The sequence below is a fragment of the Streptomyces sp. CA189 genome, from assembly GCF_056428985.1.
In genome coordinates this window covers 1-15,045 of the sequence record NZ_JBWJVM010000130.1, presented here as the reverse complement: position 1 = coordinate 15,045, position 15,045 = coordinate 1, and the positions used below count along the sequence as shown (strand labels likewise).

The window sequence follows — 15,045 nt, the reverse complement described above, 5'->3', positions numbered from 1 at the left end:
TTTTCGAACGCCGGACGGGCTGGGTTTGGCTGCGCCCGGACCTGGTTTTCGAACGCCGGACGGGCTGGGTTTGGCTGCGCCCGGACCTGGTTTTCGAACGCCGGACGGGCTGGGTTTGGCTGCGCCCGGACCTGGTTTTCGAACGCCGGACGGGCTGGGTTTGGCTGCGCCCCGACCCGGTCCTCGAACGCCGGACCGGCCGAAGGGCCCGCCGTCCGTCCCCGCGGCCGCGGCTCGGCACCGCAGGCACCGTACCTCCCCGGCGCACGCGGTGCTGGCCGTGCTGGGATCCGTACCGCCCGCCCGGCGGCTGGCGGCCGGGCTCGGGCTGGCCAGTGTGCTGGCGGCGAGCGTGCTGACGGCGGCGGTGGATCCGTCTGCTCCCGTGGCCCCGGACCGGGCTCCGGCCAGACAAAGCTCAACCTTTGCGCAAGTTTCCGGGGATTGATGGCCGCTGCACCCAACCGCTCCATAAGGTCGGGCCGTGCCTGACATATCGACCACCATGATCATCGTGCTGTGCGTGGCCGCCGCGGCGGCCGGCTGGATCGACGCCGTCGTGGGCGGCGGCGGCCTGCTGCTCATTCCCGCCCTGCTCCTCGGCCTGCCGAACGCCCACCCCGCCACCGTCCTCGGCACCAACAAGGCCGTGGCCATCGTCGGGACCTCGGGCGCGGCCGTGTCGTACCTGCGCAAGACCCCGGTGGACGTGAAGCTCGCCGTCCGCATCGGTCTGGCCGCGCTCGTCGGCTCGATGGGCGGGGCCGTCCTGGCCGGCGGCATCAGCAAGGACGCGCTGCGCCCGCTGATCATGGTGGTGCTGGTGGTCGTCGCGGCGTTCGTCCTCTTCCGACCCGCCTTCGGCGTCGCTCCCGGCGCCGCTCCCGTCAGCCGCAGCCGCGTGCTGCTCACCATCGCCCTGGCCGGCCTCGGCATCGGCTTCTACGACGGGCTCATCGGCCCCGGTACCGGCACCTTCCTGGTCCTGGCGCTGACGGCCCTGCTCCACCTCGACCTGGTCACGGCCTCGGCCACGGCGAAGATCGTCAACGTGTGCACCAACGCCGGAGCGCTCGCCATGTTCGCCTACCAGGGCATGGTGCTGTGGCAACTGGCCGCCCTGATGGCCGTGTTCAACCTGGCCGGCGCCATGGTCGGAGCCCGGATGGCACTGAAGAAGGGCAGCGGTTTCGTCCGCGGAGTCCTCCTGACGGTCGTCGGAGCGCTGGTGCTGAAGCTGGGTTTCGAACAGTGGGGTTGATCTTGGGCGCCCCGGGGGGGCGAGCGGTGTCTGACCGGGGACCGGGCGGGGACCGGGCGGTGTCTGACCGAGGGCTGACCCGCGGGCTGACCTGGGGGGCTGACCTCGGGCCGGTCCGCGGACGGGGGATAAAGTTCCCGTCGTGCCCCACCTTGAGATATCCGACCTGATCACCGTCACCGATCCGCTCAGCGGGGCGCGACTCCCCGTGCGCCGGGGCGATGTGGTCCGCCGGCTCGACGAGGCCGGGGACCCGCGCGGGGCCCGGATCGTCGCCGGGCTGCCGGCCGGCCCCGACGACGTGCTCGACCCGCTCGCCGTGGACCGGCTGATGATCGGCGTCCACACCGAGCTGCAGCGGCTCAGCGAGGAACTGCGCATCGGGGAACGGCTGGTGCACGTACTGGACCCGCTGTTCGAGGCGATCCGCGAGATCGCCGGCCGCCGCGGCCGGTTCCGCCTGGTCGACATCGGATCCGGGCTCGGCTACCTCGTCCGCTGGCTGGCGTCTACCGGGGCCCTGGGCCCGAACGTCGAGCTGATCGGCGTCGACCTCGACGCCGCGCTCGTCGCCGAGGCCGACCGGCTGGCCCGCGCCGAGGGGCTCGACTGCCGGTTCGTCCACGGCAACGCCTTCGACCTGCCGGAGGTCGCCACCGTCTACGTCTCCACCGGGGTGCTGCACCACTTCCGCGGCCCCGCGCTCGCGGATTTCTTCGAGGCGCAGGCCGACTCCCCGGCGCTCGCCTTCTGCCACTTCGACATCGCCGCCACCCGGATGGCACCCGTGGGCGCCTGGATGTTCCACCGGGCCCGGATGCGCCATCCGCTCGGCCGCCACGACGGGGTCGTCTCCGCCCGGCGCGCCCACTCGGACGAAACCCTGCTGCGCGCCGCGACCGTACCGGGCATCCGGCCGCTGCTCTACGAACCCCGGAGACTGTCCAACCCCTTCTGCACCACCGTGCGCCCGGTCCTCGGCATCCGCCCCTACCTGGAGGACCCGCTGCGCCAGGCCCTCGGCCGCGCCTCCCGCCGGCTCGTGGGCGCGGAGCACCTGACCCGCGGCGGCCCGCCGGGGCCCGACGCCGCGTCCTGGTCCGCCGCCCGAGCCGGGGCGGGGTCCGCGCGATGAACCCGGTCCTGCCCCTCGCCGCCCTCGGCCTCGTCGACGCGGCGTTCAGCGGCTTCCGCGCCTACGCCGGCCGGGACGCCCGGATCCGCAAGCACCGTGCCGTCGTCCGCGCGTCCCTGCGCGGGCTGGCGGTCGGCGCCGTCCTGCTGCTCGCCCCGGCCCTCACGGCCGGCGCCGTCCTGCTGCTCGCCGAGGACCCGGACCGGGCGTACGGGGCCCTCGCCGACGGCGGGATCGGCTTCCTCGTCCCGCTCGGGGCCTACGCCCTCGCCGTCGGGCTCTCGTTCGCCGCCTACTTCGCGCTGCCGTTCCGGGCCGGCACCCTCGCCGTGGTCGTCGGGCTGGGCCCGCTGACCCTGGCCCGGCCGCTGGTCGTGGCCGCCGCCTGCGCCGGATCGCTCACCGCCGGCGGCGGCTGGACCTCGCTCCTGGTGGGAGCCGTGGCGGGCGTGGCGGTCCTGTGCGTCGAGCCGTACGTCCACCGCCGCTGGTACGCGTTCCCGGGCTAGGCCGTCTCCTTCGGATCTTGCCCGGCCCACCCGTCCCCGGAGGCCCGGGCCACCACGAAGAGGAACAGCCCGCAGGCCGTCACGAGCAGCCAGCCCGGCCGGGACGCCCGGGCGAGACCGTCCGGGCCGGCGCCCGCGGCCAGGGCTCCCGCGACGGCGACGCCGACCGCCGATCCGACCTGGCGGGCGGTGGAGGTGACGGCCCCGGCCACACCGGCGCGGGAGGGAGCCAGTCCGCCGACCGCGGTATGGGTGAGCGGGGCGTTGGCGAAGCCGAACCCGATGCCGATGAGCAGGTAGGCCGTCAGGAGCAGCGGCACGCTCGTGTCCGGGCCCAGGCCCACCATGCAGAGCCCGCCCGCCGCGGTGAAGCCGCCCGCGAGGAGGAGCGGCCGCCGCGGCCCGAGCCGCCCCGTCAGGCTGCCGGCCCACGGAGCGCACACGGTCGCCCCGAGCGCCATGGGCAGGGTCGCCGCGCCGGCCGCGAGCGGGGTCCAGCCGCGGGCGTTCTGCAGGTACAGGGTGGTGAGCAGCAGGCTCACGCTCAGCGCGGTGAACACCGCCACGGCGCCCAGTACCGCAGAGGCGAAGGGCGGCCGCCGGAACAGTCCGAGGTCGATCAGGGGCTCGGGCCGGCGGATCTCGACCCGGACGAAGGCCGTCGCCGCTGCCGCGACGACGGCGTAGCAGGCCAGGGCCGCGGGGGAGGCCCAGCCGATCCCGGGGCCTTCGATCAGGACGCCGACCGAGACGCACAGGGCCGTCGTGAGGAGCAGCTGGCCGGGCAGATCGAGCCGTCGGGCCCGCTGTCCGCGGGACTCCGGCACGAACACCGCGACCAGGACGAGCGCGCAGACGATCACCGGGGCGTTGATCCAGAACACCGACCGCCAGCCGAACGCCGCGATGAGGGCACCACCGATGACCGGGCCCGCGGCCATGCTGAGCCCGAAGACGGAGGCCCATATGCCGATGGCCCGGGCCCGCTCCCGCGGGTCGGGCATCGCGTTGACCACGATCGCCAGGGCGACCGGGCTCAGCATCGAGGCCCCGACCCCCTGGACGGCCCGCGCCGCGACGAGGAAGCCGAGCGACGGAGCGAGCGCGCAGGCGACGGAGGCGAGACCGAAGACGACCAGCCCGCACCGGAACACGCGACGGCGTCCGAAGCGGTCCGCGAGGGCGCCGGAGGCGATGAGGAGGCTGGCCAGGACCACGGTGTAGGCGTCCACGACCCATTCCAGCCCGCGGGTGCCCACCCCCAGACCCCGTCCGATCGCGGGCAGGCCCACGTTGACGATGGTGGTGTCCACTCCGATGAGGAACATGCTCAGCGCGCAGACGGCCAGTACCGTCCACCGGCGGCGCGCGCCGAGGGCGGGCCCGGGCCCCGCTTCCGCTCCGGCCGTGATCGTCGTGGTCATGGGTCCGCCTTCGGTCCGCGACGGCCTGTCGGCCGCCGACTCGGGATGTCGGCCCATGCTCGGACCGGGCGGCGGCCGCGGCCCAGGAAATTTGCCGGTACCGCAAAATGGCCCCATGGACACGGACACGGACACGGACACGGATACGGGCACGGACACGGACAGGGACGCCGAACTCGCCGAACTCACGCGGACCCTCGACGCCATCGGGCCGCGGCTGCGGGCGCTGCGGCGCGAGCGCGGACTCACCCTGGAGGCGCTGGCACAGGCCACCGGGATCTCCGTGAGCACGCTCTCCCGGCTGGAGTCGGGCAAGCGGCGTCCGACGCTCGAACTGCTCATCCCCCTCGCACGAACCCACCGCGTAGCCCTGGACCAGCTCGTGGCGGCCCCGGCCACCGGTGACGCGCGCGTCCACCTGAAGCCCCGCCGCAGGGACCACGGGAGCGTCCTGGTCCCCCTGACGCAGTACCCGGGCCGGGTCCAGGTCTTCAAGCAGGTGCTCGCGTACCGGGAACCGAAAACGGTGACCCACACCGGTTACGAGTGGCTGTACGTGCTCGCCGGCGAGCTCCACCTCGTCATCGGCGAGCGGCGCCTCACCCTGCGTCCCGGCGAGGCCGCCGAGTTCGACACCGGTGAACCCCACTGGTTCGGCCCCGCCGAAGGCCAGGTGGTGGAGCTCCTGCACCTGTTCGGACCCCACGGCGACCAGGCCGTCGTGCGCACCGGCTAGGCCGTGCCCCTCTAAAACGTGCCCGTCAGGTGGGCGAAGACGACCACGTTGCCCTGGTAGCCGGTGCGCGGGGAGAAGCCCCCGCCGCAGGTGATGACGCGGAGCTCGGCCCGCGGTGACGACTTGTACACGCGGGAGTCGGGGAAGGCCTTGGCGTCGTAGACCTCCACCGCGTGGACGGTGAACACGGCCGTACGCCCGTCAGCGCGGGCGATCTCGATCAGGGCGCCCCGGCGCAGCGCGCCGAGGTGGTAGAAGACCGCGGGCCCGGTGGCGTCGTCCACGTGCCCGGCGACGACGGCGGTGCCGGTGGCGCCCGGGGTGGTGCCCTCGCGGTACCAGCCCGCCAGGTCCCGGCGGGCCGGCGGCGGTACTTCGAGACTGCCGTCGGCCTGCAGTCCGAGCCCGGTGAGCGGGGCGTCCACCCGGATGGACGGGATCCGGATCCGGGCGGGCGGGGAACCGGGGAGGGCGGCGATGGCCCCGGGGAACTGCGCCTGGGCGCTCAGCGCCTCGCCGGGGGAGGGCAGGGGAGGCCGGACGGGCTCGCCGGAGCCGCTGCCGATGAGCCAGACGCCGATGCAGGCGGCGAGTGCGACGAGCCCGCCACCGCGGGCGCGGGCGCGGCGTGCCTCCATGCGGCCCCCTCGGCTTGGTGACGTGGTGACGTGGTGACTGGCCGTCGCCCGGCCCCGCGAACGGGGGGGACCTCGCGGGGCGGGCGACGGGGGACGGTACCGGTCGGACCGCGGACCAAGCCGCGGTGGGCGTCCGTCAGTTCCGCGTGCCGCTCGCCCGGCGACGCAGGAACCAGGTACCGCCGACGGCGGTTGCGGCCAGCACTGCCGCTCCCGCCGCGATCTTGGCGGGGTCGGCGGTGGTGGTCGTGCCACCGCCCACCCCGGTGCGCACGTGGCCCTGGGGGGCGCGGTCGTGCTCGGTGACGATCAGGTCGCCGGTGGCGAACTTGCCGTTCGCGCAGGTGGCGCCGATCGCGTGGGTGCCGGGGCGGGTTCCGTGGGCGACCTGGAACTGTCCCACGACCACCTCCTTGTGGGTGCCCGGGACCAGTTTGAAGCGGCCGCCTCCGACGGTGGTGGCGTCGCCCTCGGCGTGACTGCCGGGGCCGCAGGCCTTGGTGTTCACCGTGACGGTGGTGCCGGGGGCGGCGGACTTGGGCCAGACCTCCAGCGGGGCGAAGTCGCCGGCCGCGAAGCCCGTCATGCCGAAGCCCGTCATGCCCAGGTCCGCGGCGGCGACCGCGCCGGCCACCGGGCCGGTGAACGCGGCGGCGGTGAGCGCGGTGGCGGTGAGCACGTGGGCGGTGCGTCGGCGCATGGGAGGTCTCCTGTGGACACGGGGTCGTGTTTCCGAGGTAACCCGGGTGCGGGGGCTGCCGCCTGCTGATGTGGTGTCAGATTGGTGTCGGGGGGTGGGGTGGCAGGATCGTTGTCGCAGGTGAGGGGAGGTTCAGGGGCATTTGTGGGGCCCCACCCCGTCCGGGTGACGGTGGCCTCGCGGGTGCGGGTCGGCGCTGCGCGGAGCCTCTCCCCGCCCCGCCCTTTCTCCGTTTCCCGGGGCTCCGCCCCGGACCTCGCGCCTCAAACGTCGGCGGGGCTGGGGTGTGGGTGCCCGCCCCGGACCTCGCGTCTCAAGCGCCGGCGGGGCTGGAAGGGGGCAGCCCGGGTGCTGGAAGGGGTCAGGCCGGGGGGAGGGTGAGGGTGGCCGCGGCGCCGGCGCCGGTGGGGGTGGGGTTGGTGAGGGTGATCCGGGCGCCGATGACCTGGGCCTGGCCCAGGGCGATGGTCAGGCCCAGGCCCGTGCCCTGGCCGCGTTCGGTCGCGCCCGTCAGGAATCGCTGCGGGCCGTCCCGTAGGAGGGTCTGCGGGAAGCCCGGGCCGTGGTCGCGGACGGTGACCGTGTTCGCGGACACCGTCACGGTGATCGGGTCCCCGCCGTGCCTGCGGGCGTTGAGCAGCAGGTTCGCCAGGATCCGCTCCAGCCGCCGGACGTCCGTGCGGACCCGGGCCGTGCCCTCGGCGGCGCCCAGGACCTGCGCCTCCACCCCCGAACGCCGGGTGACCGCTTCCACCAGCGGTCCCAGGAGGTGGATGTCCAGTTGGGCCACCTCGCGGTCCCCGTCCAGCCGGGCCACCTCCAGGAGGTCCTCCGTCAGGCTGCACAGGGCCGCGACCCGGTCGCGCACCAGCTCCGTGGGCCGCCCCGGAGGAAGCAGCTCGGCGGCGGTGTGCAGACCGGTCAGCGGGGTCCGCAGCTCGTGCGCCACGTCCGCCGTGAACCGCTGCTCCGCCACCAGCCGCCGCTGCAGGCTCGCCGCCATCGTGTCGACCGCCGCGGACAGCTCGGCCACCTCGTTCCGCGTCCCCGGTACGCCCGACGGGCCTATCCGCGCGTCCAGTTCGCCCGTGCTGATCCGCCGGGCCGTCTCGGCCGCGGACCGCAGGTCCTTGCTCAGCCGACTGGCCAGCGCCGCTCCGCCGATCGCCGCGAGGGTGACGACGACCACCCCGAAGGCCATCAACTTCTGGTCCAGTTCCCATAGTTCCGCTTGCTCCTCCGCCAGCGGCTGGCGTACGGAGAGCACTTGGTCGCCGCCGACCGGCCGGGCGGCCCACACGGCCGGGTGGGGGCCGTCCAGGTCGAGGTAGGTGGTGCGCTGCCCGGAGAGCGCGGCCTGCCGCAGCGGCTCCGGCAGGCTCGGGCAGTTGAGGCGCGCATCGGCCTCCCCGACCTTGTCGAAGTCCAACTGGCCCGTGAGCTCGTACACCTGCCGCACCCGGACGAGCTGCGCGAGGGCGCTCTTGCGCGCCGCGTCGGCCACCTGGTTCGCGCGGGCCTCGTGGATCAGGACGCCGATGGTGAGCGCGACGAGCGAGCAGCCTACGGCGAGCAGGACGGCGATCTTCCAGCGCAGGCCGAGGGAGTGCAGGAGGCGGCGGCAGCGGAGCAGGGCGCGCCTCACCGGCCCGCCCGGTTCGTGGGGGCGGGTGCTTCGGAGCCGGTCGGCCGCGGGGCCGCCGGGCACTCGCCGGGTCCCGGGCCGGAGATGGCGTTGCCGAACTTGTGCTCGTCGCTGAGGACGCTCATCCGCTGGCCGTCCCAGTGGTAGCGGATGTCGTGCGCGGAACCGTCGTCGTCGGTGGTGCGGACCAGGAGGTCGGCGCCGACGATGTCGGCGCTCATCCGCCGGCCGCTGGTGAACAGGATCGGAACGATCTTCCCGCCGGCCGCGGTGTAGACGCTCAGCACCGAACGCCCGGTCTGACTGTCGGCGGCGACGATCAGCTCGGGGTTCCCGTCGCCCGTCAGGTCCGCGAACCGGGCCGGCCGGAGTCCGGCCTTGCCCGGACCCTCGATCCTCTTCCCGTCGCCGAACCGCTTCATCGCCTTGTCCGCACGGATTACGGCCATCACGTCGACCTTCTCGATCCCCTCCGGCCCCACGGCCGGGGCGCCGGTGAGCGGCTGCGGCGGCGGTACCCGGCCGGCCACCGCCGTACCGCTGGAGCTCGGGGACTCGGTCCACGAGGGCCACAGCGGCCTCGGCTGGGGCTGGGAGGACACGGGCGGCGCGACCTCGCCGTGCCCGAGGCCCCCGGGTGCGGCGCAGCCGCCGAGGCCGAGGCAGAGCAGGGCGGCTGCGGCGAGGCTGCGGAGAGTCGGTCGAGTCATGGAGGGCGGAACCGTCGGGTGGTGGGGAGGGCGGGGCGTGGGGAGGCAGACTGACGGTAGACGGCGCCGGTCACGGAGACCGGGCGGTTGTGTAACAGCGGTTCGTAGGCGGGCTCCCGCCGGCGAAGTCGGGACCTTCGGCCCGTCCCGCGGCCGGTGGGAGTCCGGCGAGCAGCTCAGTCTGAATCGAGGGAGGCCCGCATGACATCGGCCGATCGGCCGGAAGGCCACGGCGAAGGAACGGTTCCGCAGGGGGCGGAGCTCCCGTTCTTCGTCTACGGGACCCTGCGCCCCGGCGAGGTCAACCACGACCTGTTCCTGCGCGGCCGCACGGCCGCCGAGGAGCCCGCCCGCCTCCCGGACGCGGCGCTGTACGAGGGCCCCGGCTACCCGTACGCCGTGGACCGCCCCGGCTCCGCCATAGCCGGAGAACTGATCACCCCGGCCCCCGGGGCGTACGGGGAACTCCTCGTGGCGCTCGACCTGCTGGAGGAGTACGCGGGCCCCGGCCACCCCGCCAACATCTACGACCGCACCGCCCGCGAGGCCCTGCGTCCCGACGGCACCCCGGTCCGCGCCTGGGTCTACCTGGCGGCCCCGCCCCTGGCCCACCGCCTGGCCCGCTCCGGCACCCGCATCCCGGGCGGCGACTGGCTGCGCCGCTAGGCCGGGTGTCTCAGGGGTCCTACAGGCCTTCCGCGCCGCGGTTGCGCAGGCGTTGGCCGTACTGCTGGAGGATCCACAGCTCTTCCTGGACCGCCGCGAGCTGCTCCGGTGCGTCCTGGTGGCCGAGGCGGGCCAGGGTGCCCTGGATCTCGTGGACCCGGCGGTCGACCGCGCGGAGCCTGACCTGGACCAGCTGGACCCCGGCGTAGACCTCGTCCACGTTCTTCGCGTGGATGGCCTCGACGACGAGCTCGGTGACCAGCGCGCGGACGGTGTCGTTCGGCGCGGCGTCCCGGACCCGGGTCAGGTAGTCCTCGGTGCCGAGCGAAGCGCCGCCGGCGTCCTGGATGGCCTGGCGGACGGCCGCGTAGGGCGGGGCGGTGAACTCGTCCATCCCGTACGCGTCGAAGGCCGGGGAGACCAGGGCGGGCCGCTGGAGGGCCAGCTTGAGCAGCTCGCGCTCGGTGATGTGGGCGGGGCTGCGCAGGTTCAGCGCGGGGCCGCCGGGGGTGGCGGCCGGCGCGGGGATGTCCTCGTACGAGTGGCCGGAGTGACCGGAGCCGCCGGACTGGCCCCGGCGCTGCTGCTGGGGCTGGTTGCCGCGCTCCCGGGCCCAGCGGTCGAGCTGGGCGATCCGCTTGACCACGAACTGCTCGTCCCGCATGCCCAGCATGCCCGCCAGCTGGACCGCCGACTCGTGCTGGATCGCGACGTTCTTGATCTTCTTGATGATCGGGGCGGCTTCCTCCAGCGCGGCCGCCCGCCCCGCCGGGTTCTCCAGGTTGTGCCGGGCCACGATGTGCTTCAGCGCGAACTCGAACAGCGGGGTGCGGGCCTCGACCAGCCCCGATACGGCCGCGTCGCCCTGGGCCAGGCGCAGGTCGCAGGGGTCCATGCCGCCCGGGGCGATGGTGATGGAGGTCTCCGCGGCGAACTTCTGGTCGTCCTCGAAGGCCCGCAGCGCGGCCTTCTGTCCGGCCGCGTCCCCGTCGAAGGTGAAGATCACCTCGGCGGTCGCGTTGTCCATGAGCAGCCGGCGCAGGATCTTGATGTGGTCGCCGCCGAAGGCGGTGCCGCAGGTGGCGATCGCGGTGGTGACCCCGGCCAGGTGGCAGGCCATGACGTCGGTGTAGCCCTCGACCACGACGGCCCGGGAGGTCTTGGCGATCTCCTTCTTGGCCAGGTCGATGCCGTACAGCACCTGGGACTTCTTGTAGATCGCCGTCTCGGGCGTGTTCAGGTACTTGGGGCCGTTGTCGTCGTCGCGCAGCTTGCGCGCGCCGAAGCCGACGACCTCGCCGCTGATGTCGCGGATGGGCCACATCAGCCGGCCGCGGAAGCGGTCGATCGGCTTTCCGCTGCGGCTGTCCTGGGCCAGGCCCGAGGTGATCAGTTCCTTGTCGCTGAAGCCCTTGCCGCGCAGGAAACGGGTCAGGTGGTCCCAGCCGGCCGGGCTGTAGCCGACGCTGAAGTGCTGGGCGGCGGCCTGGTCGAAGCCGCGCTCGGCCAGGAACTTGCGGCCGATCTCCGCCTCGGCGCTGCCGAGCTGGTCCATGTAGAACTCGGCCGCGGCCTTGTGCGCCTCGACCAGCCGGATCCGCTCGCCGCGCCCGCTGGTGCCGGCGGTGTAGCCGCCCTCTTCGTAGCGCAGGGTGATGCCGGCCAGGCCGGCGAGCCGCTCGACCGCCTCCGAGAACGAGAGGTGGTCGATCTTCATGACGAAGTCGAGGGTGTCCCCGCCCGCCTGGCAGCCGAAGCAGTGGTAGAAGCCCTTGCTCGGGCTGACCTGGAAGGACGGGGACTTCTCGTCATGGAAGGGGCAGAGGCCCTTGAGGTTGCCGCCGCCCGCGTTGCGCAGCTGGAGGTACTCCGAGACCACGGCGTCGATCGGGACCGCGTCCCGTACCGCCTTCACGTCGTCGTCGTTGATCCGTCCTGCCACGCGTGAAGTCTACGGCCGGGCGGAGACAATCCCGTCAGGCCCCCTCCGCCGGAACCAGGGCCGAAAGCGGAATGGACGGATCCGCCAGCTTCTCGCGGTCCACGGGCGCCTTCGACCTGATCAGGGCCTGGATGTCCTCGGTGACGTCCCACACGTTCACGTTCATCCCGGCCAGGACCCGGCCGTCCGAGAGCCAGAAGGCGATGAACTCCCGCTTGCCCGCGTCCCCGCGGATCAGCACCTGGTCGTAGCCGCCCGCCGGGGCGTACCCCGAGTACTCCAGGCCCACGTCGTACTGGTCGGAGAAGAAGTACGGAACCCGGTCGTACGAGACCTCCTGCCCCAGCATCGCCCGCGCGGCGGCCGGACCCCCGTTCAGCGCGTTCGCCCAGTGCTCCACCCGCAGCCGGGTCCCCAGCACCGGGTGGTGCGCGGCCGCCACGTCCCCGACCGCGAAGACGTCCGGGTCGGAGGTGCGCAGCGAGGCGTCCACGGCGATCCCGCCGCCGTGCTCCCGGTCCACGAGGGCCAGGCCCGAGGTCTCCGCCAGCGCGGTCCGCGGGGCGGCGCCGATCGCCGCGAGGACCGCGTGCGCCGGGTGCTCCTCCCCGTCGTCCGTACGGGCCGCCAGCACCATGCCGTCGTGCCCGACGATCTCCGTCAGGTGGGACCCGAAGTGGAAGCGGACCCCGTGCTCGGTGTGCAGGTCGGCGAAGAGCCGGCCGACCTCCGGGCCGAGCACCGCGTGCAGCGGGGTCGGCGCCGGCTCGATCACGGTGACCTCGGCCCCGTACCCGCGGGCCGCCGCCGCGACCTCCAGGCCGATCCAGCCGGCCCCCGCGATCAGCAGGTGCCCGTTGTCCCGGCCCAGCCCGGCGAGGGCCTTGCGCAGCCGCTCCGCGTGCGAGAGCCGGCGCAGGTGGTGCACCCCGACCAGCTCGGTGCCGGGGATGTCGAGCCGGCGCGGTTCGGCGCCGGTGGCGAGCAGCAGCTTGTCGTAGGGCAGCGCCGTGCCGTCGCCGAGGACCACCTTCTTGGCTTCCCGGTCGAGGTGGACCGCGGGCTGGCCGAGGTGCAGCTCGATGTCGGAGGCCGCGTACCAGGACGGCTCGTGCACGAAGACGCTCTCGCGCTCCTCCTTGCCCGCCAGGTAGCCCTTGGAGAGCGGGGGCCGCTCGTAGGGATGCTCGCGCTCGTCGCCGATCAGGATCACCCGCCCCGTGAACCCCTCGGACCTCAGCGTCTCGGCCGCCTTAGCCCCGGCGAGCCCTGCGCCGACGATGACGAACGTCCGGTGTGCGTCGACCACCTGATGCCTCCTCATAACCTCTGCGCCACATGCGGCCACATGCGAGCGTCCCGCACCCAGCCTGCCGCGTGAAGGGGGAGTGGCCCGATCGGCTCACCCTTCGGCGCGTCGCGTGCGCTGGGTGAGGCGGGCGTGCAGGGAGCGCGCGGAGGCGTCCGTGAGGGCCGCGATCTGGTCCACGACCGCCCGCTTCCTGGCCCGGTCGTCCGGGGCCTCGTCGAAGATCGCACGGAACTGCGGGTCCAGGCCCTCGGGCGCGCGGGCGCTGACGGCCTCCGCGAGCTCGGCCAGGACGATGCGCTGATCGGCTCGGATCCGCTCCTGCTCGTCGCGCTGCATGACGTACAGGTCGGCCACCGCCTTCAGTACCGCGCACTCGTTGCGGGCCTCGCGCGGCACCACCAGCTCCGCCGAGTACCGGGTCAGCCGGCCGGTCCCGTACGCCTGCCGGGTGGCGCCCTCGGCGGCCAGGCAGAAGCGGCCGATCATCTGGCTGGTCGCGTCCTTCAGCCGGGCCTGGGCCACGGCCGAGCCGTCGTACCCGTGCGGCCACCACTCCTGCTCCATCAGCCGGTCCAGGGCCTCGCGGAGCTCCTCCGGCTCGGTGTCGGAGGGCACGTACCGGCCGATGGCCACCCGCCAGATCTCGGTGCGCTCGGGCTCGGCGAAGAGCAGGTTCGGGTCGAGGTGGCCGGCGTGCAGGCTGTCCTCGAAGTCGTGGACCGAGTACGCCACGTCGTCCGACCAGTCCATGACCTGCGCCTCGAAGCACTTGCGGTCCGCGGGCGCGCCGCGGCGCAGCCATGCGAAGACCGGCAGGTCGTCGTCGTAGGCGCCGAACTTCACCGAGCCCGGGTCGGTGGGGTGGTCCCCGCGCGCCCAGGGGTACTTGGTGGCGGCGTCCAGGCAGGCCCGGGTGAGGTTGAGCCCGACGCTGACCAGGGTGCCGGTCTGCGGATCGGGGACGAACCGCTTGGGCTCCAGCCGGGTCAGCAGGCGCAGCGACTGGGCGTTGCCCTCGAAGCCGCCGCAGTCCTTGGCGAACTCGTTGAGCGCCTCCTCCCCGTTGTGGCCGAAGGGCGGGTGCCCCATGTCGTGCGACAGGCAGGCGGCTTCGACCAGATCGGGATCGCAGCCGAGCGCGGCGCCGAGTTCACGGCCGACCTGGGCGCATTCGAGGGAGTGCGTCAGCCGTGTGCGAGGACTCGCGTCCCAGTCGTACGAACGCGTCCCCGGGGTCACCACCTGGGTCTTCCCGGCGAGCCGGCGCAGGGCGGCGGAGTGCAGCACGCGGGCGCGGTCGCGCTGGAAGGCGGTCCGCCCGGGCCGTTTGTCGGGCTCGGTGGCCCAGCGCTCGGCATCGGCGGGCTCGTACGGCTCGCCGGTCAGGTCGGGGCCGGGTCGGACGGGTGCGGTGGTGCCTTCCATGCCTTCCATGGTCCAAACGGTAACCGCACGAGCCGACAAGACGAGTCAAGAGGAGCGAACCGAGCAAGGGGGAACAACAAGCCCGCTACGCGGTGGCCAGTTCGAGCTGCTGCCCGGGTCCTACGGGCACTGCGAGCGCGGCGGCGGCTTCGTCGTAGCGCTGCAGCACCAGCCGGGCCAGCGCCGGATGGGCGCCCAGCGGAGCAGCGGCCGGACCCGGCGCGGCGGCGGCGCTCGCGGCGGCGAAGCGGCCCGGGGCGGTGAAGTAGGAGGCGACCGCGACCCGGTGGAGCCCCCGCGCGGCCAGGGCCCGTACGGCGCCGGGCACTCCGGGCGCGGCGCCCGAGGCGTAGGCCGCCACCACGGGCACCCCGCCGAGCCGTTCCGAGAGCAGGTCGGCGGTGGCCCGCACATCGGCGGCGGAGTCCGGGTCGCGGGACCCGGCGGCGGCCAGCACCACCGCCGACCCGGCGCTCCAGCCGGCCTCCACGAGCCGCTCGTACAGGGCCTCGACGAGCAGCGGATGCGGCCCGAGCGGGGCGGCGACGCGGGTCCGCAGGTGCCCGGCGCGGGCGGCGGCGGCCGGCAGGTCCCGCTTGACGTGGGTGCCGCGGCCGAGCAGCAGCGGCACCAGGACGGCGGCTCCGGCGGCCCGTTCGAGGGTGTGGTCCAGCAGCGGGTGGTTCAGCTCGATGTGACCGAGCCGGACGTCGAGGCGGGGGCGGAGCTCACGGACCCGTTCGAGCAGGGCTTCGACGGTGTGGAGGGCGCGCGGATCGCGGCTGCCGTGGGCCACGGCGACGAGGGCGGGCTGCTGCATGGCGGGACTCCTGCGTGGTGTCGGGGGCGCAGACCGCTGAGCTGCGTACCGAGCTGGGAGGTGATCCGGGTCAGCAGCTCCGCCGTGGTCGCGGGCGGGAGCGGCGGAAGCGGTGGGAGGGG

The 15,045-nt window shown here is 74.1% G+C and carries 14 protein-coding genes; 5 read left to right on the top strand and 9 right to left on the bottom strand.

The window, feature by feature from the left end; genetic code table 11:
• Positions 1-484 precede the first annotated feature (484 nt).
• The 3 genes from AC061S_RS43080 to AC061S_RS43070 all read left to right on the top strand — a co-directional run bounded on the left by AC061S_RS43080 (position 485) and on the right by AC061S_RS43070 (position 2,905).
• On the top strand, positions 485-1,261 hold the full coding sequence (locus AC061S_RS43080) for a sulfite exporter TauE/SafE family protein (RefSeq protein ID WP_478691341.1): 777 nt from the start codon (positions 485-487) through the stop codon (positions 1,259-1,261).
• Between the two features lie 142 nt (positions 1,262-1,403).
• Entirely contained in the window at positions 1,404-2,396 is a 993-nt protein-coding gene (locus tag AC061S_RS43075) for a class I SAM-dependent methyltransferase (protein WP_478691340.1), read from the top strand.
• Positions 2,393-2,905, top strand: coding sequence for a hypothetical protein (locus tag AC061S_RS43070; RefSeq protein ID WP_478691339.1), 513 nt, complete (start codon positions 2,393-2,395; stop codon positions 2,903-2,905). Before AC061S_RS43075 ends, AC061S_RS43070 begins: the two co-directional genes overlap by 4 nt.
• Here AC061S_RS43070 and AC061S_RS43065 read toward each other — a convergent pair.
• Positions 2,902-4,329, bottom strand: coding sequence for an MFS transporter (locus tag AC061S_RS43065; RefSeq protein WP_478691338.1), 1,428 nt, complete (start codon positions 4,327-4,329; stop codon positions 2,902-2,904). The two genes, AC061S_RS43070 and AC061S_RS43065, sit on opposite strands and share 4 nt — an antisense overlap.
• A gap of 115 nt (positions 4,330-4,444) precedes the next feature.
• Here AC061S_RS43065 and AC061S_RS43060 point away from each other — a divergent pair, with 115 nt between their 5' ends.
• Positions 4,445-5,065 (top strand): helix-turn-helix domain-containing protein, encoded by a 621-nt coding sequence (locus AC061S_RS43060; RefSeq protein ID WP_478691337.1) that lies wholly within the window; start codon positions 4,445-4,447, stop codon positions 5,063-5,065.
• 11 nt (positions 5,066-5,076) lie between these two features.
• Here AC061S_RS43060 and AC061S_RS43055 read toward each other — a convergent pair whose 3' ends face one another.
• The 4 genes from AC061S_RS43055 to AC061S_RS43040 form a co-directional block, all read right to left on the bottom strand.
• Positions 5,077-5,703, bottom strand: coding sequence for a class F sortase (locus tag AC061S_RS43055; protein WP_478691336.1), 627 nt, complete (start codon positions 5,701-5,703; stop codon positions 5,077-5,079).
• A gap of 136 nt (positions 5,704-5,839) precedes the next feature.
• Positions 5,840-6,403, bottom strand: coding sequence for a hypothetical protein (locus AC061S_RS43050; protein WP_478691335.1), 564 nt, complete (start codon positions 6,401-6,403; stop codon positions 5,840-5,842).
• A gap of 361 nt (positions 6,404-6,764) precedes the next feature.
• On the bottom strand, positions 6,765-8,048 hold the full coding sequence (locus AC061S_RS43045; protein ID WP_478691334.1) for an ATP-binding protein: 1,284 nt from the start codon (positions 8,046-8,048) through the stop codon (positions 6,765-6,767).
• Complete coding sequence (locus AC061S_RS43040) at positions 8,045-8,758, bottom strand: hypothetical protein (protein ID WP_478691333.1); 714 nt, start codon at positions 8,756-8,758, stop codon at positions 8,045-8,047. Before AC061S_RS43040 ends, AC061S_RS43045 begins: the two co-directional genes overlap by 4 nt.
• Before the next feature lie 201 nt (positions 8,759-8,959).
• Between AC061S_RS43040 and AC061S_RS43035 the strand changes: the two genes are divergently transcribed.
• Positions 8,960-9,424, top strand: coding sequence for a gamma-glutamylcyclotransferase family protein (locus AC061S_RS43035; RefSeq protein ID WP_478691332.1), 465 nt, complete (start codon positions 8,960-8,962; stop codon positions 9,422-9,424).
• Between the two features lie 19 nt (positions 9,425-9,443).
• Here the strand turns inward: AC061S_RS43035 and dnaG are convergent, their stop codons facing one another.
• The 4 genes from dnaG to AC061S_RS43015 form a co-directional block, all read right to left on the bottom strand.
• Positions 9,444-11,366, bottom strand: a complete 1,923-nt coding sequence (gene dnaG / locus AC061S_RS43030; protein WP_478691331.1) for a DNA primase — start codon at positions 11,364-11,366, stop codon at positions 9,444-9,446.
• A gap of 34 nt (positions 11,367-11,400) precedes the next feature.
• The gene (locus AC061S_RS43025; protein WP_478691330.1) at positions 11,401-12,675 is read right to left on the bottom strand and encodes an NAD(P)/FAD-dependent oxidoreductase; all 1,275 of its coding nucleotides are present in this window, start codon (positions 12,673-12,675) and stop codon (positions 11,401-11,403) included.
• 93 nt (positions 12,676-12,768) lie between these two features.
• Complete coding sequence (locus AC061S_RS43020; protein ID WP_478691329.1) at positions 12,769-14,112, bottom strand: deoxyguanosinetriphosphate triphosphohydrolase; 1,344 nt, start codon at positions 14,110-14,112, stop codon at positions 12,769-12,771.
• Positions 14,113-14,188: 76 nt separating this feature from the next.
• Positions 14,189-14,923 (bottom strand): sirohydrochlorin chelatase, encoded by a 735-nt coding sequence (locus AC061S_RS43015; RefSeq protein ID WP_478691328.1) that lies wholly within the window; start codon positions 14,921-14,923, stop codon positions 14,189-14,191.
• Positions 14,924-15,045 lie beyond the last annotated feature (122 nt).